Consider the following 15201-nt stretch of genomic DNA (forward strand, 5'->3'; position numbering starts at 1 on the left):
GACGGATCAGAGCGCGTTGAGCAGGGTCGGCGTCGCCCAGCCGTCAGCCGGCATACCGAGGCGGAGCTGTTCCTTCTGGATCGCGACACGGGTGCCGGAACCAAGGATGCCGTCGATTTCGCCGACATCGTGGCCGAGTGAATCCAGCTTCGTCTGCAGCTGCTTCATCTGGTCGTTGGAAAGGCCCTGTTCAGGCGTACCCTTGAGATAGGTCTGGGCGCCCGAAAGGCGGGTCGCGAAATAGGCGGCAGAAGTTGTGTAGATGAACGACTTGTTCCATTCCAGATAGATCTTGAAGTTCGGGTAGGCGATGAAGGCCGGTCCGAGCCGGCCCTGCGGCAGCACGAGATCGCCTTCGAGGTTGGCAAAACCGGTATTGCCGTCGCGCGGCTTGACGCCGAGGTTGAACCATTCGCCTGCCGTCATCGTGCCGCCGAGGCCGGATTTGTCCCAGGGGAGGGTGTCGGGCAGGGTGACTTCCTGCAGCCAGGGCTGGCCGCGCTCGAAACCGAGATGCTGGATAAACTTGGCGGCCGTCAGGATCGCGTCCGGGCTGCTCTGCTTGAGGCGCACATGGCCGTCACCATCGCCATCCATGCCATAGGCTATGATATCGCGCGGCAGCATCTGAACCTGGCCGATTTCTCCGGCCCAGGCGCCGGTATTGGTCTGCGGATCGAGATCGCCATGCTGGACCATCTCGATGAGGGCGATCAGCTGCGGGCGGAAGAGTTCCGGGCGGCGGCAGTCATGCGAGAGCGTCACCAGCGCATTGCGCGTGTTGAAATCACCCTGCACAGCGCCGAAATCCGTTTCCATCGCCCAGAAGGCAGTAATGATGCCGGCGGGAACGCCGTAGTCCTGTTCGGCGCGGGCGAAGACATCGGCATACTGCTTCATCTTCTGGCGGCCGATATCGAGACGAGCCTGGCTAACGGTGCGCTGCGAGAACTCGAGGAAGGTCTGGCGGAAGACGCCCTGGGCGCGGTCGCGGCTCAGTACCTTGGGGTCGATCTCAGCGCCGGCCAGCGCCTGGTCTGCTGCTTCGGCGCTCGCGCCCGCAGCAATCGCCTCTTTCTTGACGCCCTGAAGGAAGGTGGAGAGATCGCCGCCGCAGGGTGCTGCCGGGGTCGAAGCCGCCGCATCAGGCGCTTGCTGGGCGGCGGCCCCTGTTGCTAGGACGCAGGCAAACAGAAGGGCAAGTGCAGAGCAGCTTTTGAGCGAGCGGTGCATGAAACGATCCTCGTAAAATGACATAGAATTCCGCCGACTTCACAGATGAATGTGACGGAAGCAAGAAAGATTAGGGCACGTTACTAAGAATTTCTATCCTTGGAAACGTCGGCAACCCAGTTGTTCCAGTTTTTTGCGGAGCCCGCGAAGACATTGATATCAGTCGGCCCCCGAATGCCGGGAATGACGCCCGTCGACGTATATTGCCAAAAGGCCCAGCGGCGGTCGGCATAGGTTACGTCTGGATGTTTAGCGGTCGAGCGGACCCAGAAATGGTAGTCTTGGAAATAGCCGTCGAGATTGTCGCGGTGGAAGTCGACTGAGGTGTAGATGATCGGCCGCTTGCCGTAATAGGCTTCCAGGCGATCCATGAAACGCTTCATTTCGGAGCGCACCGTGGCCGCGTCGGGGCGCAAGCGACAGGTCTTCGATTCTGCATTCCATTCCACATCCAGCACCGGCGGCAGGCGCATGGATTCCCTGGGAACGTTGCGGATGAACCAGTCGGCCTGATCATCGGCGGAAGAGCAGAAGTAATAGAAGTGGTAAGGCGCATGCGGAATGCCGGCAGCGGCCGCTTCGCGCCAGTATTCGTCAAAGCGCGAGTCAACTCTGTCCTTGCCTTCGGTTGCCTTGATGAACGCGAAGGCGACGCCGGACTTGCGCACCGTCTGCCAGTCGATATCACCCTGCCATTTGGAGATATCGATGCCGTGGACCGCATTTTGCTGCGGGTGCTTGGTGCCGAAATCCTGGGGATCGGTATCCTGAAAGCGGATCTTCGGCTTTATGGAAGCGGTTTCGAGATAATCGTAACCCGTGGAGCTGCAACCGGCGAGCAGCAGGGCAAGCGGCAGGACGCAAAACAGAAGCCGACGCATGAATGTTCCGTCGTGATGATGGATCTGCCCCACAGCTTGACCTTCGAAAACACGCGCCTAGCAGAGGGTATAACCCTCTTTTCTAATATCAACGTAAAAAAATGGTTATTTACAAGCGAATTATGAGCGCTTGCTGATAATCGCGGCTCGCCAGGCATAACCGCCGCCGATCGCCTCGAACGACAATCTCGCGTTATTTTCAGCAGCTTGCGCTTCCAGAACCTCGCGCAGATTGGCGCGTGGGGTGACATGGAATTTGGCGAGCCAGGCCTGCAGCAGGCTGCGGAACCAAGTCGGCAGGCCTTCCTGTTGGCCGAAATCGACGATGTGGAGCTCGCCGCCGGGATTGAGCGCGGCAATCGATGCATCCACCGCGCGTTCCCAATCCGGGATCATCGACAGCGCATAGGAAATGAGGATGCGGTCGAACCCGACAGTGCCGAATTCGCGCGGCGTATAGGCGGTGGCGTCCGCCACGCGAAAGTCAGGGATCGTCGCCTTGGTGGCAAAGGTCTTGCGCGCCGAGATCAGCATTTCCTGGGAGATGTCGAGACCGTAGAGTTTGGCCGTCGGGAAGTGCTTGTGGGCAAAGGCCATGTTGCGGCCGGTGCCGCAGCCGACTTCCAAGAGCGTGCCGCCCTCGGGAACGTCGAGATTGCGGATCGTGCGGTCGCGGCCGAGAAGATAGTATTTGCGGGTCAGGTCGTAGAAATGGCGCTGGTAGCGATACATGCCGTCCATCAGGTCGGCATGTTCCTCGCTCTTGACGGTCATCTCGTCGACTTTGCTCACGCCTTTTTCCCGTAGATGTGGAAACCGCCGTAAATCGCCGAACGGTCCTGGGTGGTCATCTCACGCGACTGCTCTTCGAAATAGTGCCACTGGTCGCGAATTTCAGGGGCGAGGCGGCCTTCGATAATGCTCTTTTCGGCTGCCGTGCGGAAAATCACCCGGGCGCCTTCGCGCGCCGTGCGGGTGATCTCGCGCCAGACATCGTTGAGCTGCTGATCGGTCATCCAGTCCTGTGCATCGAGCAGGATGTAGCGGTCGCGCGAGGCGGCGGGCTCGCCCGCCAGAAGCTCCGTGAAGCTTGCGTGATGGACGTTGACGCGTTCGACATTGGCGCGGATCACTTCGTAATGCTCCGGCTTCAGATAGGTCGGCAGCGGGCCTTCCTCGCCATCGGCATAGCGGCGTGCGAAAGCCTGCCAGGCGAAATAGTTGTCGCGCATCGGGAAATGACAGGCGAGCTTTTCGAGGCGGTGCTTGAGAACCGGTGCGATGGAATTGTCGGCGGCAAGGCTTGCCAGCTCGTCATATTGCTGTGGCGGGATGCCAAGGCCGAAGAGCGAGCTCTTGCGGTTGGTGATCCAGCGTACGACGGGCTTTTCGAAGAGGGGAGCGATCTGGTCTTCGAAGAACTGGCGCTGCTCCCGGATCGACCGGGTCTTGGTCATTTCCTGCAGCTTCACGCCGTGCAGGCGGGCGAGCAGGTGAGCGGCGCCGATGAAGCGCCCGAGCAGGCCGGTTTCATAGATATTACGATTAAAGACGGTGACGCGACGACGGCCGAACTTGCGGCTGTTCCAGTAAGCGCGGGTGGTCTCATCGAGATTGGACGACAGGACACTGTCGAAAACCCGGCTGTTCGATTTCTCGTTCGGCATCGCCAGGAAACGGACGAGATCGGAATGGTTCGGCAGGTTCTTGAAAGCGGCAAGCTTCAGCCTGTTCAGCGCGATATGGTGCGGATTGAGATCCACCACGTCGATCGAAGCCGGCGCCTTGGAAAGGTAGGCGAGCATGTTGCAGCCACCGGAACCGATCGTGACGATACGGTGATTAGGCTTCAGCTCCATCGCCTGCATATCGAGATCCGGGTCTTCCCAGATCTGCGGATAAACGAGGCCGGAAAAGAGAAGGCCGAAGAGTCGCTCGGAGAAGCCGTCCTTGGAAAAAGCCTTGTGGCGGAGAAGCGCTGCCTTGAGTTTCCGGTTCTTGCGGAAGCCGGTATCCGGTGCAAATTCCGACATGAGTCTGTCACCTTTTTAGCGTTCAGGGCGTGTAACGCGCCTCTGCTACAGTTTGATGACGAGCCCTGTGGGCCAAGGCTTCCGTGAAGCTCTGTGAAGACCTCCTCGAAATTTGAAGTCGATTGAAGCGCTTCTTTTCGCTTCTCTCTTTCCGTGAGCCAAGTTTCCTGCTTCTCTCCGTTCCGTGGAGGATTGCATGCGAGTTGTTCCGCGTATCGTCAAGGGCTTGGGCCTGCTTGTCATTCTCGCTGTCGCAGGCGCAGCCGCGTGGCTCTCCTTAAGCCCGCCGGAGCTTCTGAAAGTGGGCAATGGCTACGCCGCCAAGATCGTCTGTTCCAATGTCTTCATCGCCGGCCGCGATCCCGACGCCGTGCTTTATGACGACGTGCAGGCGCCTGGAAACCCGCTGCTGCGGCTGATGCGCGTCGAGGTCGATCGTGACGCCGGGCGGGTGACCTCGCGCTTCATGGGCCTGTTTGCGCCGAACTACGCGCTTTATCGTGGCGCCTTCGGCTGCACGAGCGTGCCCGACGGTGATTTCGATGCCGCCTCCAAGGCTACGCCGCTCGTACCGGCGCCGCGGACAGCTGAAAACGACGCAGTCTGGCCGGACGGCGAGGGCGTCGATGCCGCGGCCGGAAATGCGAAAATCGCGGCGCTTCTGGCCGATGCCAAGCTGGCCGGGCCGGCGATGCGGGCGATGGTCGTCGTGCAGGATGGCCGCATCATTGCTGAAAGCTACGGGCCGGGCTTCAGCGTCAGCACGCCGCTCGTCGGCTGGTCGATGACGAAGACGGTCAACGCGGCGCTGATCGGCCGGTTGATGCTGTCAGGCAAGATCTCCTATGACGACACACATCTTTTGCCGCAATGGGCGAATGATACGCGCGGCGACATCAAGCTTTCCGACCTGATGGGCATGGAAAGCGGGCTCGCCTTCAATGAGGATTACGGTGCCGTCGCCGATGTGACGCGCATGCTCTATCTCGATCCTGATATGGTTTCCCTGCCGGCGAATGCGTCTCTCATGGCTGCTCCGGGCACGGATTTCCATTATTCGAGTGGCACGGCCTTGCTCCTGTCTCGCATCTGGATGAACAAGGTCGGCGATCCGCGCGCGGCCTTCGACTATCCGCGCGATGCGCTATTCGGTCCGCTCGGAATGACGAGCGCCGTTTTCGAGGCCGATGAGCGCGGCACATTTGCCGGCAGCTCCTATCTCTATGCGACGGGACATGACTGGGCGCGCTTCGGCCAATTCCTGCTGCAGGATGGCGTATGGAACGGGCAGAGGCTTCTGCCGGAGGGATTCGTAGCGATGATGCGGACGCCGACATCAAGTTCCGGCGGCAAATATACGCAAGGCCAAGCGTGGCTTGCGGGACCGGGCGGCGGCGGCACGAGCGCCGAGTTCGGGCTGCCGCAGGACACATTCTGGTTGCAGGGTCATGACGGCCAGGCGGTCGCGATCGTGCCGTCAGCCAATCTCGTCTTCGTCCGCATGGGATTGACGCCGAGCTGGCTGCGCTACAGGCCGCAGGTCGTGCTGAAGGAAATTCTCAATACGCTTCAGTCGGCAAAAGCCGACTGAACGTCGTCACCGAGATGTCTGGTATCGGTCGTTGATATCAGTAATTGCCTTGGGCGATGTCAGTCATGCCCTTGCGCTTGGCGTCGTAATAGTAGCCGCGGGCATAGAGACGAACGGCATCGTCTTCCTTCCTGTCGGCAACCTGCCAGGCGCCCTGCAGGTATTTGCCCGCATATTTGATATTGGTTTCAGCATCGAAAAGGCCGGCAGCGTTGCCGTCGTAACCCATCGACTTTGCGGTATTGTACTTGATCTGCATGAGACCGAAGTAGCCGCGCTTGTTGTAGGCCTTGGAATTGTAGCGGCTCTCGCGATGAACGACGCGGTGGAGCAGTGATTCCGGGATTTCATAGAGCTTGGAATATTTACTGATGAGCTTGCTGACGAGGCTCTTTTCGACAGTCGGCGCATCATCGCTGTCGTCGTCGCTGAACATCGGCGGGGCTGCCGGCGGGTCGATCGGGCCGGACTCGTCGAAGCCGTAATCCATGGTGAAGCGCGGTGTGGTACCGACAGCGGCAAGAGCCGCGAGCGCGCCGTTCTGCGGCGTCGTGGCCGCGAAGGCGAGCTGCGTCGAGGGACTGGCAGGCGAGCCCGGCCGCGGCGTCGGAACGACGGACTGGATCGCCGTCATCTCGGGCGTCAGCGGAATGGGAGCATAGCCGTTGACGGCTACCGGCTGGACGCCGCCCTGCATGGCGAAATCGCCGGCCTGCTGCTGGACGGGCGAAACCACATTCGGCATCGCCGTTGCGGTGAGGGCGGGTGCTGTGGTCGATACCTGTGGATTGAGTGTGGCGACGGTCTGGCCGGTTGCGCCTTCAGCGGTCGGCACGGCAGCCAGCGTTGCATCTTCGCCGGGCTTCGGCATGGGAATCACGGTCTGTGCGGCGGTCAGTTCCGCCTGAGAGGTATATTCGACGCTCGCGCATCCTGACATGACGCCGCAGAGCATGGTCGAGACCACGAGACTGCGTTTCAGGCCGGAAAATCCGATCGCTACCATTCTGTCACTTTCGTGAATCACGCCGCGCCGGCAGCGTCTAAAAGTTATCAAATACCTTAAGCGTGGGGGAAGGCATTAACCTATTCGTGTCTTTCCAGCAACCACGGAATATTACTAGGCTGCAATACGGCGATACCCGGCCGTTACGGCGCCTGCTGCGATGAGCAGGGTGCCGCCGGAGCGGTTGACCGCGCGCTGCACGCTGGCCTTGCGAATCAAGCCGCGGGCGGTGTGTGCGGCCAAGGCGTAGCAGGAGGCGTTGATGGTGGCGAGCACGAGGAATGTCGCTTCCATGATCAGCATCTGATCGAGGAAGGGACGGGCTGGGTTGAGGAACTGCGGCACGAAGGCGACGAAGAAGACGATGCTCTTCGGGTTCAGCGCCGTCACGACATAGGCATGCAGGAAGATCTGCAGAGACCTTTCTTCCGGCAGATTATCATTGTCAGCAATGTGTTCGCCGACGATCGGAGCCCGCCAGAGCTTGATTCCCAGCCATATCAGATAGGCGCCGCCGACCCACTTCAGCACGGTGAACAACGTCGCCGATGCGGCAAGCAGGGCGCCAAGGCCGAACAGTGAGGCTGTCATGGCGGTGAAATCGCCGAGGGCCACACCCGAAACGGTCGCAAGCGCCGTTTTCCGGCCATGACCAAGCGCATAGGAGACAACCAGAAGAATGGTCGGCCCCGGTATGGCGAGCATGATGGCGGACGCGGCAGCAAAAGCGAGCCAGGCTTCGAGCGACATGGAATCTCCTCCTATTCCTTAGAGAACCAGCAAAGACACCATATTAGCCATCCGTCAATCATGCGGACCTGTATTTTTGCCCGATCTGGTTCATTACTTCGCCAAACCATACGGTTGAAAGATCAAACGGCTTACCACCCTTGATGCGGGGGAATTCTATTGTGCGCAACTTGCCATTCTGCGCTTCGTCGTGGCCGGTTACGCCCGAAACCTTGTTGAGGGCGCTTTCGACCGCGAGGTCGACCATGCTGTGGATCAGGCGCAGATCTTCGCCGTTTGCCGGTGCGGACCGGGCGAAATACCCGGATTTCTGGACAAGCGAGCGCTCGGCGTCGAGCAGGCTTGCGAACTGCTTCTGGAACCATGCGCCGACATTGATCGTGTCGATCTTCACATGGCCGAAAGCATCGCGCTTGACCTTCTCGCCCGCGGCTTCGCGCTCGGCAACAATGGCGTCGAGGCAGGCGCCTTCCGATACGAAGACCGTGGCATGGCCGGTGCGGTCCATGATCTCCTTGAGTCGGGCGGCTTCGGCATCGAGGTCGAAGGCCATTTCCGGCAGGTAGACTGCGTCGATGCTCTTCATATGCTCATTCATCATCAGGCCATCGACATATTCATTGCCTTTGGTGCGCTGGAGATAGGCGCGGGCGGTGGCAGCCGTCAGCCAGCCGCAATGGCGGCCCATGACCTCGTGGATGACGAGGGTGCGCGGGGCGGCGGTCTGTTCGTTGCTGACATTGTCGAAGAAGTGCGCGCCGACCTCGGCAGCCGTCCAGGCGCCCAGCGACTGGCGGATCGGCACAACGTCGTTATCTACAGTCTTCGGCAGGCCGACGACCGTGAGGTCATAACCGTTTGCCGCAAGATAAGCGGCGAGGTCGGCAGCCGTCGTATTCGTGTCATCGCCGCCGATCGTGTGCAGGATGGTGACGCCGTCATTGGCGAGGCGTTCGGCGGCGACCCGCAGCGGATTTTCGCCTTCCTTGACGAGGCCTCGCTTCACGCAGTCGGCGGCATTGGTGAGCTTGACGCGGCTATTGCCGATCGGCGAACCGCCATAGCGGTGCAGGAGCGGCGCCTTCTCGCGCATCTGGGTATTGATCTGAACGCTGTCGCCGAGCAGCACGCCCTGATAGCCGGACTTGTAGGCGATCAGCTCGATATCGGGAGCGACATCGCTATAGCGCTCGATAAGGCCGCCGACGGCGGACGAAAGGCAGGGCGCCAGGCCTCCGGCGGTCAGCATTGCGACTTTCTGTTTGGCCATAATCCCTCCTTGGGCGCATTGGTGCGCGACGGCGTGCAGCCTAAAGCGTATTGCGTTCTTTTCAGATCCGCTTGCTACGTTTTAAGCCTTCGTTTTCCGCATGTCGTTATCGCAAAACCGCGGCACACTTTTGCTCGACACGCTCTAGGTAACGCATGGATGCGACAGGGAAAGTGGCCTGTAAAGTAAAGAATTTACGAAAAACGCGGCTTTGTGCAAGCTGGGTGCGGGAAGCGCCGATATAATCGGTTCAATGCCGATCGACCTATCCATAAGTGTTGTGGAAATCGCCGGCCGTTGTGCCGATAATGCGGGAAATGGCTGACACGGTTGGTGATGGCGGCTGCCGCGACAATTACCAAATCGTGAAAACTGTTTTCAAATCTACGACCAATAGCCGCCTTGCAATGGCAACGATTATTTGGTCAAGGTGTTTCTTCTAGAACTTGCTGCATTGCGAGAAGATTACGATGTCTTTCTGGGAAAAACTGGTGAATGCCATTGGCAATACCGCGGGCAATGCGCTCTCCGCGGTGGTCGAGGCTATTCGCACGGTTTTCGAAGGCGATCCGGAGACGCGCCGCAAGGTTGCCTTTTCGGTGGCCGTCATTGCGCTGTCTGCCAAGATGGCCAAGGCCGACGGTATTGTGAGCGAGAAGGAAGTGCAAGCCTTCCGCGACATCTTCGAGTTTCCTCCGAGCGAGGCGAAGAATGTCGCGCGCCTCTATAATCTCGCCCGCCAGGACGTTGCGGGTTACGAGGCCTACGCAGCAAAGCTGTCCACGCTTTGCTCGACCTGCGCCGCCAATTGCCCGGTTCTGGAAGATGTGCTCGACGGTCTGTTCCATATCGCCAAGGCGGATGGGCTGATCCACGAGAAGGAAATGAATTTCCTGCGCCATGTCGCCGAAATCTTCCAGATGAGCGAGGCCCGCTTCGATCAGATTGCTGCGCGTCACGTCTCTGCTGGCCGCGACCCCTACAAGATTCTCGGGGTTTCGCCGGCGGATGATTTCCCGACGATCCGCCGCCATTACCATGTGCTCGTCAGCGAGCATCATCCGGACCGGCTGATCTCGCGCGGCGTGCCGGAAGAGTTCCATGCGATCGCCAATGAACGTATGGCGGCGCTGAACGACGCCTATGCGGCGATCGAAAAGGAACGTCGCGCCGCATGACCTCATTCGAGGCAGACTACGGCAAGGCGCGCGTCCAGCCCTCGCCGAACCATGGCGAACGGGCTGATGGCCGCAAGCCCGATATGATCCTGCTGCATTATACAGGCATGCCGAGCGCCGAGGGCGCGCTCGACTGGCTCTGTCGGGACGAAAGCCAGGTTTCCAGCCATTATTTCGTGCAGCCGAACGGCGAGGTCGTGCAGCTCGTGCAGGAGATCCGCCGCGCATGGCATGCTGGCAAGAGCTTCTGGCATGGCGAAACGGATATCAATTCGCTGTCGATCGGCATCGAGATCGCCAATGCCGGCCATCCGGGCGGGCTTCCCGACTATCCGAGAGAGCAGGTCGCTGCGGTGATCGAATTATGTCGCGATTGCGGCGTTCGTTGGTCGATCGCGCCTGAAAGAGTGCTCGGCCACTCCGATGTCGCCCCCGTGCGCAAGGTCGATCCAGGCGAGAAATTCCCGTGGCACGAACTGCATCAGGCCGGCGTTGGCCACTGGGTGGAACCGGCCGCCATCACCGGCGGGCGCTTCTTCCAGCGCGGCGACCGCGGACAGCCTATCGAAGCGCTGCAATCCATGCTGTCGCTCTATGGTTACGGCACTGAGATCACAGGCGAATTCAGCGACAAGACGGCAGGCGACGTGGAAGCCTTCCAGCGGCATTTTCGCCCCGAGCGAGTGGACGGAATCGCCGATTTTTCGACGATCGATACGCTGCACCGGCTGCTGTCATCGCTGCCGCGTTATTCCTGATCGTACATAATTTTCGACATTACCGATTTTCCATGTTCGGATGCGAAATTCGGACTGCCACATCATTTCCCTATTATCTCCTCATTGCGATGGTCTAAGAACTTCCGCTAAGCGGCGCCTAAGGGTATTCCCAAGTTAAATCTGAGGCGTCATGTGAAACGATAAGAATTGCTGCGAAACCTGATCAGTATTTGGTCAGAATTCTCCATGACGGCGAGGCGCGCAGTCCGGTAATTCTTTGGGTCGGAGTGATCAAGACTACATGAGAAAACTGATTGTTGTTGCTGCAGCATGCGTTGGCATGGTGCTGGCGGGAAATAACTTTGCCTTTGCGAATGACTGGGGCGTGCGAGCCGATGCGCCCGTGAAGAAAGTGGAGCGTCCGCAGAAGACAGCGGAGCGCGTGAATAAGAAGGAACGCCCGCAGAGGACGGCGCAGCGTGCGCAGAAGAAAACGGAGCGTCCGCTGAAGACGGTCGAGCGCCAGAGTGGCTATCCCGTCGCCGATGTTTCCGGCAATTCCTATTCCGCATTGATTAGCAAATATGCCAATCAATATGATGTGCCGGTGGCTCTTGCGACTGCTGTCATCCGTGTTGAAAGCAATTTCAATCCGATGGCGCGCGGCAGCCATGGCGAAATCGGCCTGATGCAGATCAAGCCGGCGACGGCCCGCATGATGGGTTATTCCGGCGGTGCCAAGGGCCTGTTCGATCCGGAAACCAACATCAAGTATGGCATGAAGTACCTGGCGGCCGCCCACGATCTCGGCGGCGGGCAGACCTGCAATACGATCCTCAAATACAATGCCGGCCATGGCGCCACACGCATGAACCCGGTCTCCAAGTCCTATTGCGGCAAGGTTCTTGCGATGCTCTGAGCCGGAAGCGCTTTTCTCTGGCAAACGTCGGATGATTCAGCGCGATTGCCATGTTATCGCTAGCCTTTAGCGAGGTGTGGTATGGCAGTCGATTTCAGGTTCATCGTCATCGGTCGCGGCATGATGGGTGCCGCGGCCGCTAAATATCTGGCACGCCAGACGGATGGCGTTGCCGTCATCGGTCCGGACGAGCCGGCTGATCGCAAGGCGCATGAGGGCGTTTTCGCCAGCCATTACGATGAAGGCCGCATCACGCGTACCATCGATCCCGATTGCGACTGGGCATTGCTCGCCAATCGCTCGATCGCACGCTATGGCGAGATCGCAAAAGAGAGCGGTGTCGATTTCTACACGGAAGTGGGCTGCCTCGCAGTCGCGCCGCCCGAGAGTGCTTACCTCGCCGGTACAAGGCAGGCCGCGGTTTCGCTCGGCGTCGAAACGACATCTTTCGATCAGGCTGAACTGAAACGACGGTTTCCCTATTTCGCTTTTCCTGCCGGCGGTGCCGGCATTTTCGAAGCGAAGGGAGCAGGGCATATCAGCCCGCGGAAGCTCGTGAAGGCGCAGTCGCTGCTCGCCGGAAAGGCGGGTGCGAGCGTGATCCGCGACCATGCCACTTCCATCCGCGAGGAGGGCGGGGCGGCCGTCGTCACCACGGCGGGCGGCAGGGTTTATCGCTCCGAGAAGGTGCTGCTGGCGGCCGGCGGTTTTTCCATTTCGCAGAATCTCTTGCGGCAATCCGTTGACATGACGGTTTACGGCCGCACCGTGAACCTGTTCGAGGTGGCGGACGAGGATGCTCCGCGCCTTGCCGATATGCCGTCGCTCATCCTCGAAGCGCCCGGCATCGACATCTACCTACTGCCGCCGATCCGTTATCCCGACGGCAAGCTCTATCTGAAGATCGGTGGCGATCCCGACAATCTGGTGCTGAGCAACGATGCGGACATGCGCGCCTGGTTTCGTACGGATGGACGCGAGGTTGCGCGCGAGCATCTAAAGGGCATCGTTGATCGTATTGTGCCGGATCTGGAGGCGCAGTCCATTTCCTCCGCATCCTGCGCCGTCTCCTATACGAAGAGCCGTTATCCGATGATCGGCTATACGTCCTCGCCGCATATCGCTGTTCTGACCGGCTGCATGGGAACGTCCGCCAAGAGCTCCGATGAAATCGGCAGGCTGGGGGCCGAACTGCTTCTTGCAGGCAGAATCAAGGATCAGGGCTACGCCACGGATTTCGCACCTTATTTCCGTTAAGCCTGTCCCCCATATTTCGTTGGCTTTTGCGGGCTTCCTCGTTTAAGGGAGCCCCTGCCAGTTGGCCGGGCAGCCGCGCTTTACCAATGCCGAAAGGCGGTAGGGTGAGGAAAGTCCGGGCTCCACGGAAACACGGTGCCGGATAACGTCCGGCGAGGGCGACCTCAGGGAAAGTGCCACAGAAAGCAAACCGCCTGTCTTGACAGGTAAGGGTGAAAGGGTGGGGTAAGAGCCCACCGCATCTCCGGCAACGGATATGGCACGGTAAACCCCACCGGGAGCAAAACCGAATAGGGATGACGCGGTTGGCGAAAGCCTTCCGGCCTGTTTCTGGGTCAGTCATCCGGGTGGGTTGCGTGAGGCAGCGTGCAAGCGCTGTCCCAGATGAATGGCTGCCACGTTCCGGTTCGCCGGAGCCATACAGAACCCGGCTTACAGGCCAACTGGCGATTAACCTCCTGCAGCATACGCTTTGCTGCAAAGCCCGATTTTCTTCCTGTCAAGTCATTGAAATAACTGAAATCGAGGCAAGGTCCCACGGATCTTGCCCGGCCGGATTTCCTGTTCCCCGCGGGTGCTTCAGGTGGCGTTTGAGAATCGCTTTCCTAACCCTTTGTTAAACTTAACAGCTTATAAATGTTTGATACTGCGCCCGCCTCAAAATGGGCTCATCCCATTGACGCCCATATGGTCCCATGCTATCCCAAATGCGCACTGCATCAGGGCAATCATCTGCCCATCAATCGCAAAGCAAAGACGCCTTCCGGATCGGAAGCGTCGGGAGGACCTTGGTTCTTTCGGCTTGCGAAGCTGTGCCTGACTTTGAGGGTTTCGGGCGGCAAAATGCTTTCCGGGCTCTTTCGGAAACGGATGTTTCGTGTCATGAGCCGCTTCCTTTCGAATGCGACCAACAGGATCGACACCAAGGGCCGGGTTTCCGTGCCTGCGGCGTTTCGTTCCGTGCTGGCGCAGCGCAACGTCCAGGAGCTTTACTGCTTTCAGGACTTTGTGTTTCCGGCGATCAGCATCGGCGGCCCGGATCTTCTGGAAAGGTTCGAGCGGCAGATTGCGGCGGAAGATCCGTTTTCGCCGGAGGCAAACGAGATGTCGCTTCTCATTCATGGGGGCGGGGTCTTCATGAAGCTCGACGCCGAGGGGCGGTTGATGGTCACGGATTTCATTCGCGACTTCACCGGTATTTCGGACGAAGTGACCTTCGTGGGTCGGGCGGATCACTTTCAGCTCTGGCAGCCGCAAGCATTCGCGGCCGCACAGGCGCAGGCACGAGGGGAGCGCAAGCTGGCGGGCAAGCGTTCCTGAACGAACGAGGGAACGGAATGGCGGCGAATCCTGGCGGAGGTTCAACTGAAGCCGGTGGCGGACCGGTTCGCCACATTCCGGTTCTTCTCGACGAGGTGCTTGCGGCGCTGGAGCCTTTTTCCGGCAAGGTCATCCTCGACGGTACCTTTGGTGCGGGTGGCTATGCCTCCGCCATTCTCGGTGCTGGTGCCGATGTGATCGCGCTTGATCGCGATCCGACGGCGATCGCGGCCGGCCAGGCGCTCGTTGCGGCGCATGGCGGTCATCTCAAGCTCATCCATTCGCAGTTTTCGCAGCTTGCCGATCATGTACCTGATGGCGGGCTTGATGGCGTGGTGCTGGATATCGGCGTTTCCTCCATGCAGATCGATGAGGCCGAGCGCGGCTTCTCCTTCCAGAAGAGCGGCCCGCTCGACATGCGTATGTCGGCCGCGGGCGTTTCTGCCGCCGATGTCGTCAATCGCGCCAAAGTGGCCGATCTCATCCGCATCTTCCATTATCTCGGCGAAGAGAGCCAGGCGCCGCGCATTGCCCATGCCATCGAAAAGCGCCGCGTCGAAAAGCCCTTCGAGACGACGCGCGATCTCGCCGGCCTGATCGAGCTGGTGACGCCGCGCAAGATGAAAGACAAGATCCATCCTGCGACGCGCGTCTTCCAGGCGCTGCGTATCTTCGTCAATGACGAACTCGGCGAGCTCGCGCAGGCGCTGTTTGCCGCTGAGCGGGCGCTGAAGCCAGGCGGTCGCCTCGTCGTCGTCACCTTCCATTCGCTGGAAGACCGCATCGTCAAGAAATTCTTCTCCGATCGTGCCGGCAAGGCAGCGGGTTCCCGCCATCTGCCTGTTGCGCATGAGCGAGCCGCGACCTTCGAGCCTGTCGGCAAGTCGATGGTTTCTGCCAGCGAAGAAGAAGCTCAGGCCAATCCGCGCGCTCGGTCCGCCAAGCTGCGCGCCGGCCAGCGTACCACCGCTCCCGCTGAATCCGAAGACATGTCGCTCTTCGGGTTCCCCAATCTTGCCAGCCTCGGAAAGCTTGGAGCTTGAT

14 protein-coding genes and 1 other RNA gene are annotated in these 15201 nt (G+C 59.8%); 8 read left to right on the forward strand and 7 right to left on the reverse strand.

Going from position 1 to position 15201, the window contains the following annotated elements; genetic code table 11:
* Window positions 1–6: 6 nt before the first annotated feature.
* The 4 genes from AC1DUP_RS02655 to AC1DUP_RS02670 all read right to left on the reverse strand — a co-directional run bounded on the left by AC1DUP_RS02655 (window position 7) and on the right by AC1DUP_RS02670 (window position 4147).
* Window positions 7–1233: a lytic murein transglycosylase gene (locus AC1DUP_RS02655; protein WP_113308096.1), complete on the reverse strand. Its 1227-nt coding sequence runs from the start codon at window positions 1231–1233 to the stop codon at window positions 7–9.
* Between the two features lie 83 nt (window positions 1234–1316).
* The gene (locus tag AC1DUP_RS02660; RefSeq protein WP_113300085.1) at window positions 1317–2114 is read right to left on the reverse strand and encodes a glycoside hydrolase family 25 protein; all 798 of its coding nucleotides are present in this window, start codon (window positions 2112–2114) and stop codon (window positions 1317–1319) included.
* A gap of 120 nt (window positions 2115–2234) precedes the next feature.
* Window positions 2235–2888 (reverse strand): class I SAM-dependent methyltransferase, encoded by a 654-nt coding sequence (locus AC1DUP_RS02665; RefSeq protein WP_477832137.1) that lies wholly within the window; start codon window positions 2886–2888, stop codon window positions 2235–2237.
* Window positions 2889–2902: 14 nt separating this feature from the next.
* A complete protein-coding gene (locus AC1DUP_RS02670; protein WP_477832008.1) occupies window positions 2903–4147 on the reverse strand; it encodes a BtaA family protein in 1245 nt (414 codons plus the stop codon).
* 196 nt (window positions 4148–4343) lie between these two features.
* On the opposite strand from AC1DUP_RS02670, the gene AC1DUP_RS02675 reads away from it, so the two are divergent.
* Complete coding sequence (locus tag AC1DUP_RS02675; protein ID WP_477832009.1) at window positions 4344–5738, forward strand: serine hydrolase domain-containing protein; 1395 nt, start codon at window positions 4344–4346, stop codon at window positions 5736–5738.
* A gap of 37 nt (window positions 5739–5775) precedes the next feature.
* Here AC1DUP_RS02675 and AC1DUP_RS02680 read toward each other — a convergent pair whose 3' ends face one another.
* The 3 genes from AC1DUP_RS02680 to AC1DUP_RS02690 form a co-directional block, all read right to left on the reverse strand.
* Window positions 5776–6744, reverse strand: coding sequence for a transglycosylase SLT domain-containing protein (locus AC1DUP_RS02680; protein ID WP_477832010.1), 969 nt, complete (start codon window positions 6742–6744; stop codon window positions 5776–5778).
* A 114-nt stretch (window positions 6745–6858) separates the two neighbouring features.
* Entirely contained in the window at window positions 6859–7494 is a 636-nt protein-coding gene (locus AC1DUP_RS02685; protein ID WP_477832011.1) for a LysE family translocator, read from the reverse strand.
* A gap of 58 nt (window positions 7495–7552) precedes the next feature.
* A complete protein-coding gene (locus AC1DUP_RS02690; RefSeq protein ID WP_477832012.1) occupies window positions 7553–8764 on the reverse strand; it encodes a pyrophosphate--fructose-6-phosphate 1-phosphotransferase in 1212 nt (403 codons plus the stop codon).
* Between the two features lie 470 nt (window positions 8765–9234).
* Here AC1DUP_RS02690 and AC1DUP_RS02695 point away from each other — a divergent pair, with 470 nt between their 5' ends.
* The 7 genes from AC1DUP_RS02695 (at window position 9235) to rsmH (ending at window position 15200) form a co-directional block, all read left to right on the forward strand.
* Complete coding sequence (locus AC1DUP_RS02695) at window positions 9235–9942, forward strand: J domain-containing protein (protein ID WP_113300092.1); 708 nt, start codon at window positions 9235–9237, stop codon at window positions 9940–9942.
* Complete coding sequence (locus tag AC1DUP_RS02700) at window positions 9939–10700, forward strand: N-acetylmuramoyl-L-alanine amidase (protein WP_113300093.1); 762 nt, start codon at window positions 9939–9941, stop codon at window positions 10698–10700. Before AC1DUP_RS02695 ends, AC1DUP_RS02700 begins: the two co-directional genes overlap by 4 nt.
* A gap of 262 nt (window positions 10701–10962) precedes the next feature.
* Window positions 10963–11580, forward strand: a complete 618-nt coding sequence (locus tag AC1DUP_RS02705) for a lytic transglycosylase domain-containing protein (RefSeq protein WP_113300094.1) — start codon at window positions 10963–10965, stop codon at window positions 11578–11580.
* An 81-nt stretch (window positions 11581–11661) separates the two neighbouring features.
* Window positions 11662–12837 carry an NAD(P)/FAD-dependent oxidoreductase gene (locus tag AC1DUP_RS02710; protein WP_477832013.1) on the forward strand — a complete coding sequence of 392 codons (1176 nt, stop codon included), beginning with the start codon at window positions 11662–11664 and terminating at the stop codon, window positions 12835–12837.
* Between the two features lie 57 nt (window positions 12838–12894).
* Window positions 12895–13288: RNase P RNA component class A (rnpB, locus tag AC1DUP_RS02715), an RNA gene on the forward strand.
* Window positions 13289–13719: 431 nt separating this feature from the next.
* Window positions 13720–14157 (forward strand): division/cell wall cluster transcriptional repressor MraZ, encoded by a 438-nt coding sequence (gene mraZ, locus AC1DUP_RS02720; RefSeq protein WP_113300170.1) that lies wholly within the window; start codon window positions 13720–13722, stop codon window positions 14155–14157.
* A gap of 17 nt (window positions 14158–14174) precedes the next feature.
* Window positions 14175–15200, forward strand: coding sequence for a 16S rRNA (cytosine(1402)-N(4))-methyltransferase RsmH (rsmH, locus tag AC1DUP_RS02725; RefSeq protein WP_477832014.1), 1026 nt, complete (start codon window positions 14175–14177; stop codon window positions 15198–15200).
* Window position 15201 lies beyond the last annotated feature (1 nt).

Source organism: Rhizobium sp. 01L419 (assembly GCF_056400025.1).

What these genes read in the sequence shown, in the direction of transcription:
- AC1DUP_RS02655 (WP_113308096.1), bottom strand. Translation starts at nt 1,233, where the DNA reads ATGCACCGCTCGCTCAAAAGCTGCTCTGCACTTGCCCTTCTGTTTGCC.
- AC1DUP_RS02670 (WP_477832008.1), bottom strand. Translation starts at nt 4,147, where the DNA reads ATGTCGGAATTTGCACCGGATACCGGCTTCCGCAAGAACCGGAAACTC.
- AC1DUP_RS02700 (WP_113300093.1), top strand. Translation starts at nt 9,939, where the DNA reads ATGACCTCATTCGAGGCAGACTACGGCAAGGCGCGCGTCCAGCCCTCG.
- AC1DUP_RS02660 (WP_113300085.1), bottom strand. Translation starts at nt 2,114, where the DNA reads ATGCGTCGGCTTCTGTTTTGCGTCCTGCCGCTTGCCCTGCTGCTCGCC.
- AC1DUP_RS02680 (WP_477832010.1), bottom strand. Translation starts at nt 6,744, where the DNA reads ATGGTAGCGATCGGATTTTCCGGCCTGAAACGCAGTCTCGTGGTCTCG.
- AC1DUP_RS02675 (WP_477832009.1), top strand. Translation starts at nt 4,344, where the DNA reads ATGCGAGTTGTTCCGCGTATCGTCAAGGGCTTGGGCCTGCTTGTCATT.
- AC1DUP_RS02685 (WP_477832011.1), bottom strand. Translation starts at nt 7,494, where the DNA reads ATGTCGCTCGAAGCCTGGCTCGCTTTTGCTGCCGCGTCCGCCATCATG.
- AC1DUP_RS02690 (WP_477832012.1), bottom strand. Translation starts at nt 8,764, where the DNA reads ATGGCCAAACAGAAAGTCGCAATGCTGACCGCCGGAGGCCTGGCGCCC.
- AC1DUP_RS02710 (WP_477832013.1), top strand. Translation starts at nt 11,662, where the DNA reads ATGGCAGTCGATTTCAGGTTCATCGTCATCGGTCGCGGCATGATGGGT.
- AC1DUP_RS02665 (WP_477832137.1), bottom strand. Translation starts at nt 2,888, where the DNA reads ATGACCGTCAAGAGCGAGGAACATGCCGACCTGATGGACGGCATGTAT.
- mraZ (WP_113300170.1), top strand. Translation starts at nt 13,720, where the DNA reads ATGAGCCGCTTCCTTTCGAATGCGACCAACAGGATCGACACCAAGGGC.
- AC1DUP_RS02705 (WP_113300094.1), top strand. Translation starts at nt 10,963, where the DNA reads ATGAGAAAACTGATTGTTGTTGCTGCAGCATGCGTTGGCATGGTGCTG.
- AC1DUP_RS02695 (WP_113300092.1), top strand. Translation starts at nt 9,235, where the DNA reads ATGTCTTTCTGGGAAAAACTGGTGAATGCCATTGGCAATACCGCGGGC.
- rsmH (WP_477832014.1), top strand. Translation starts at nt 14,175, where the DNA reads ATGGCGGCGAATCCTGGCGGAGGTTCAACTGAAGCCGGTGGCGGACCG.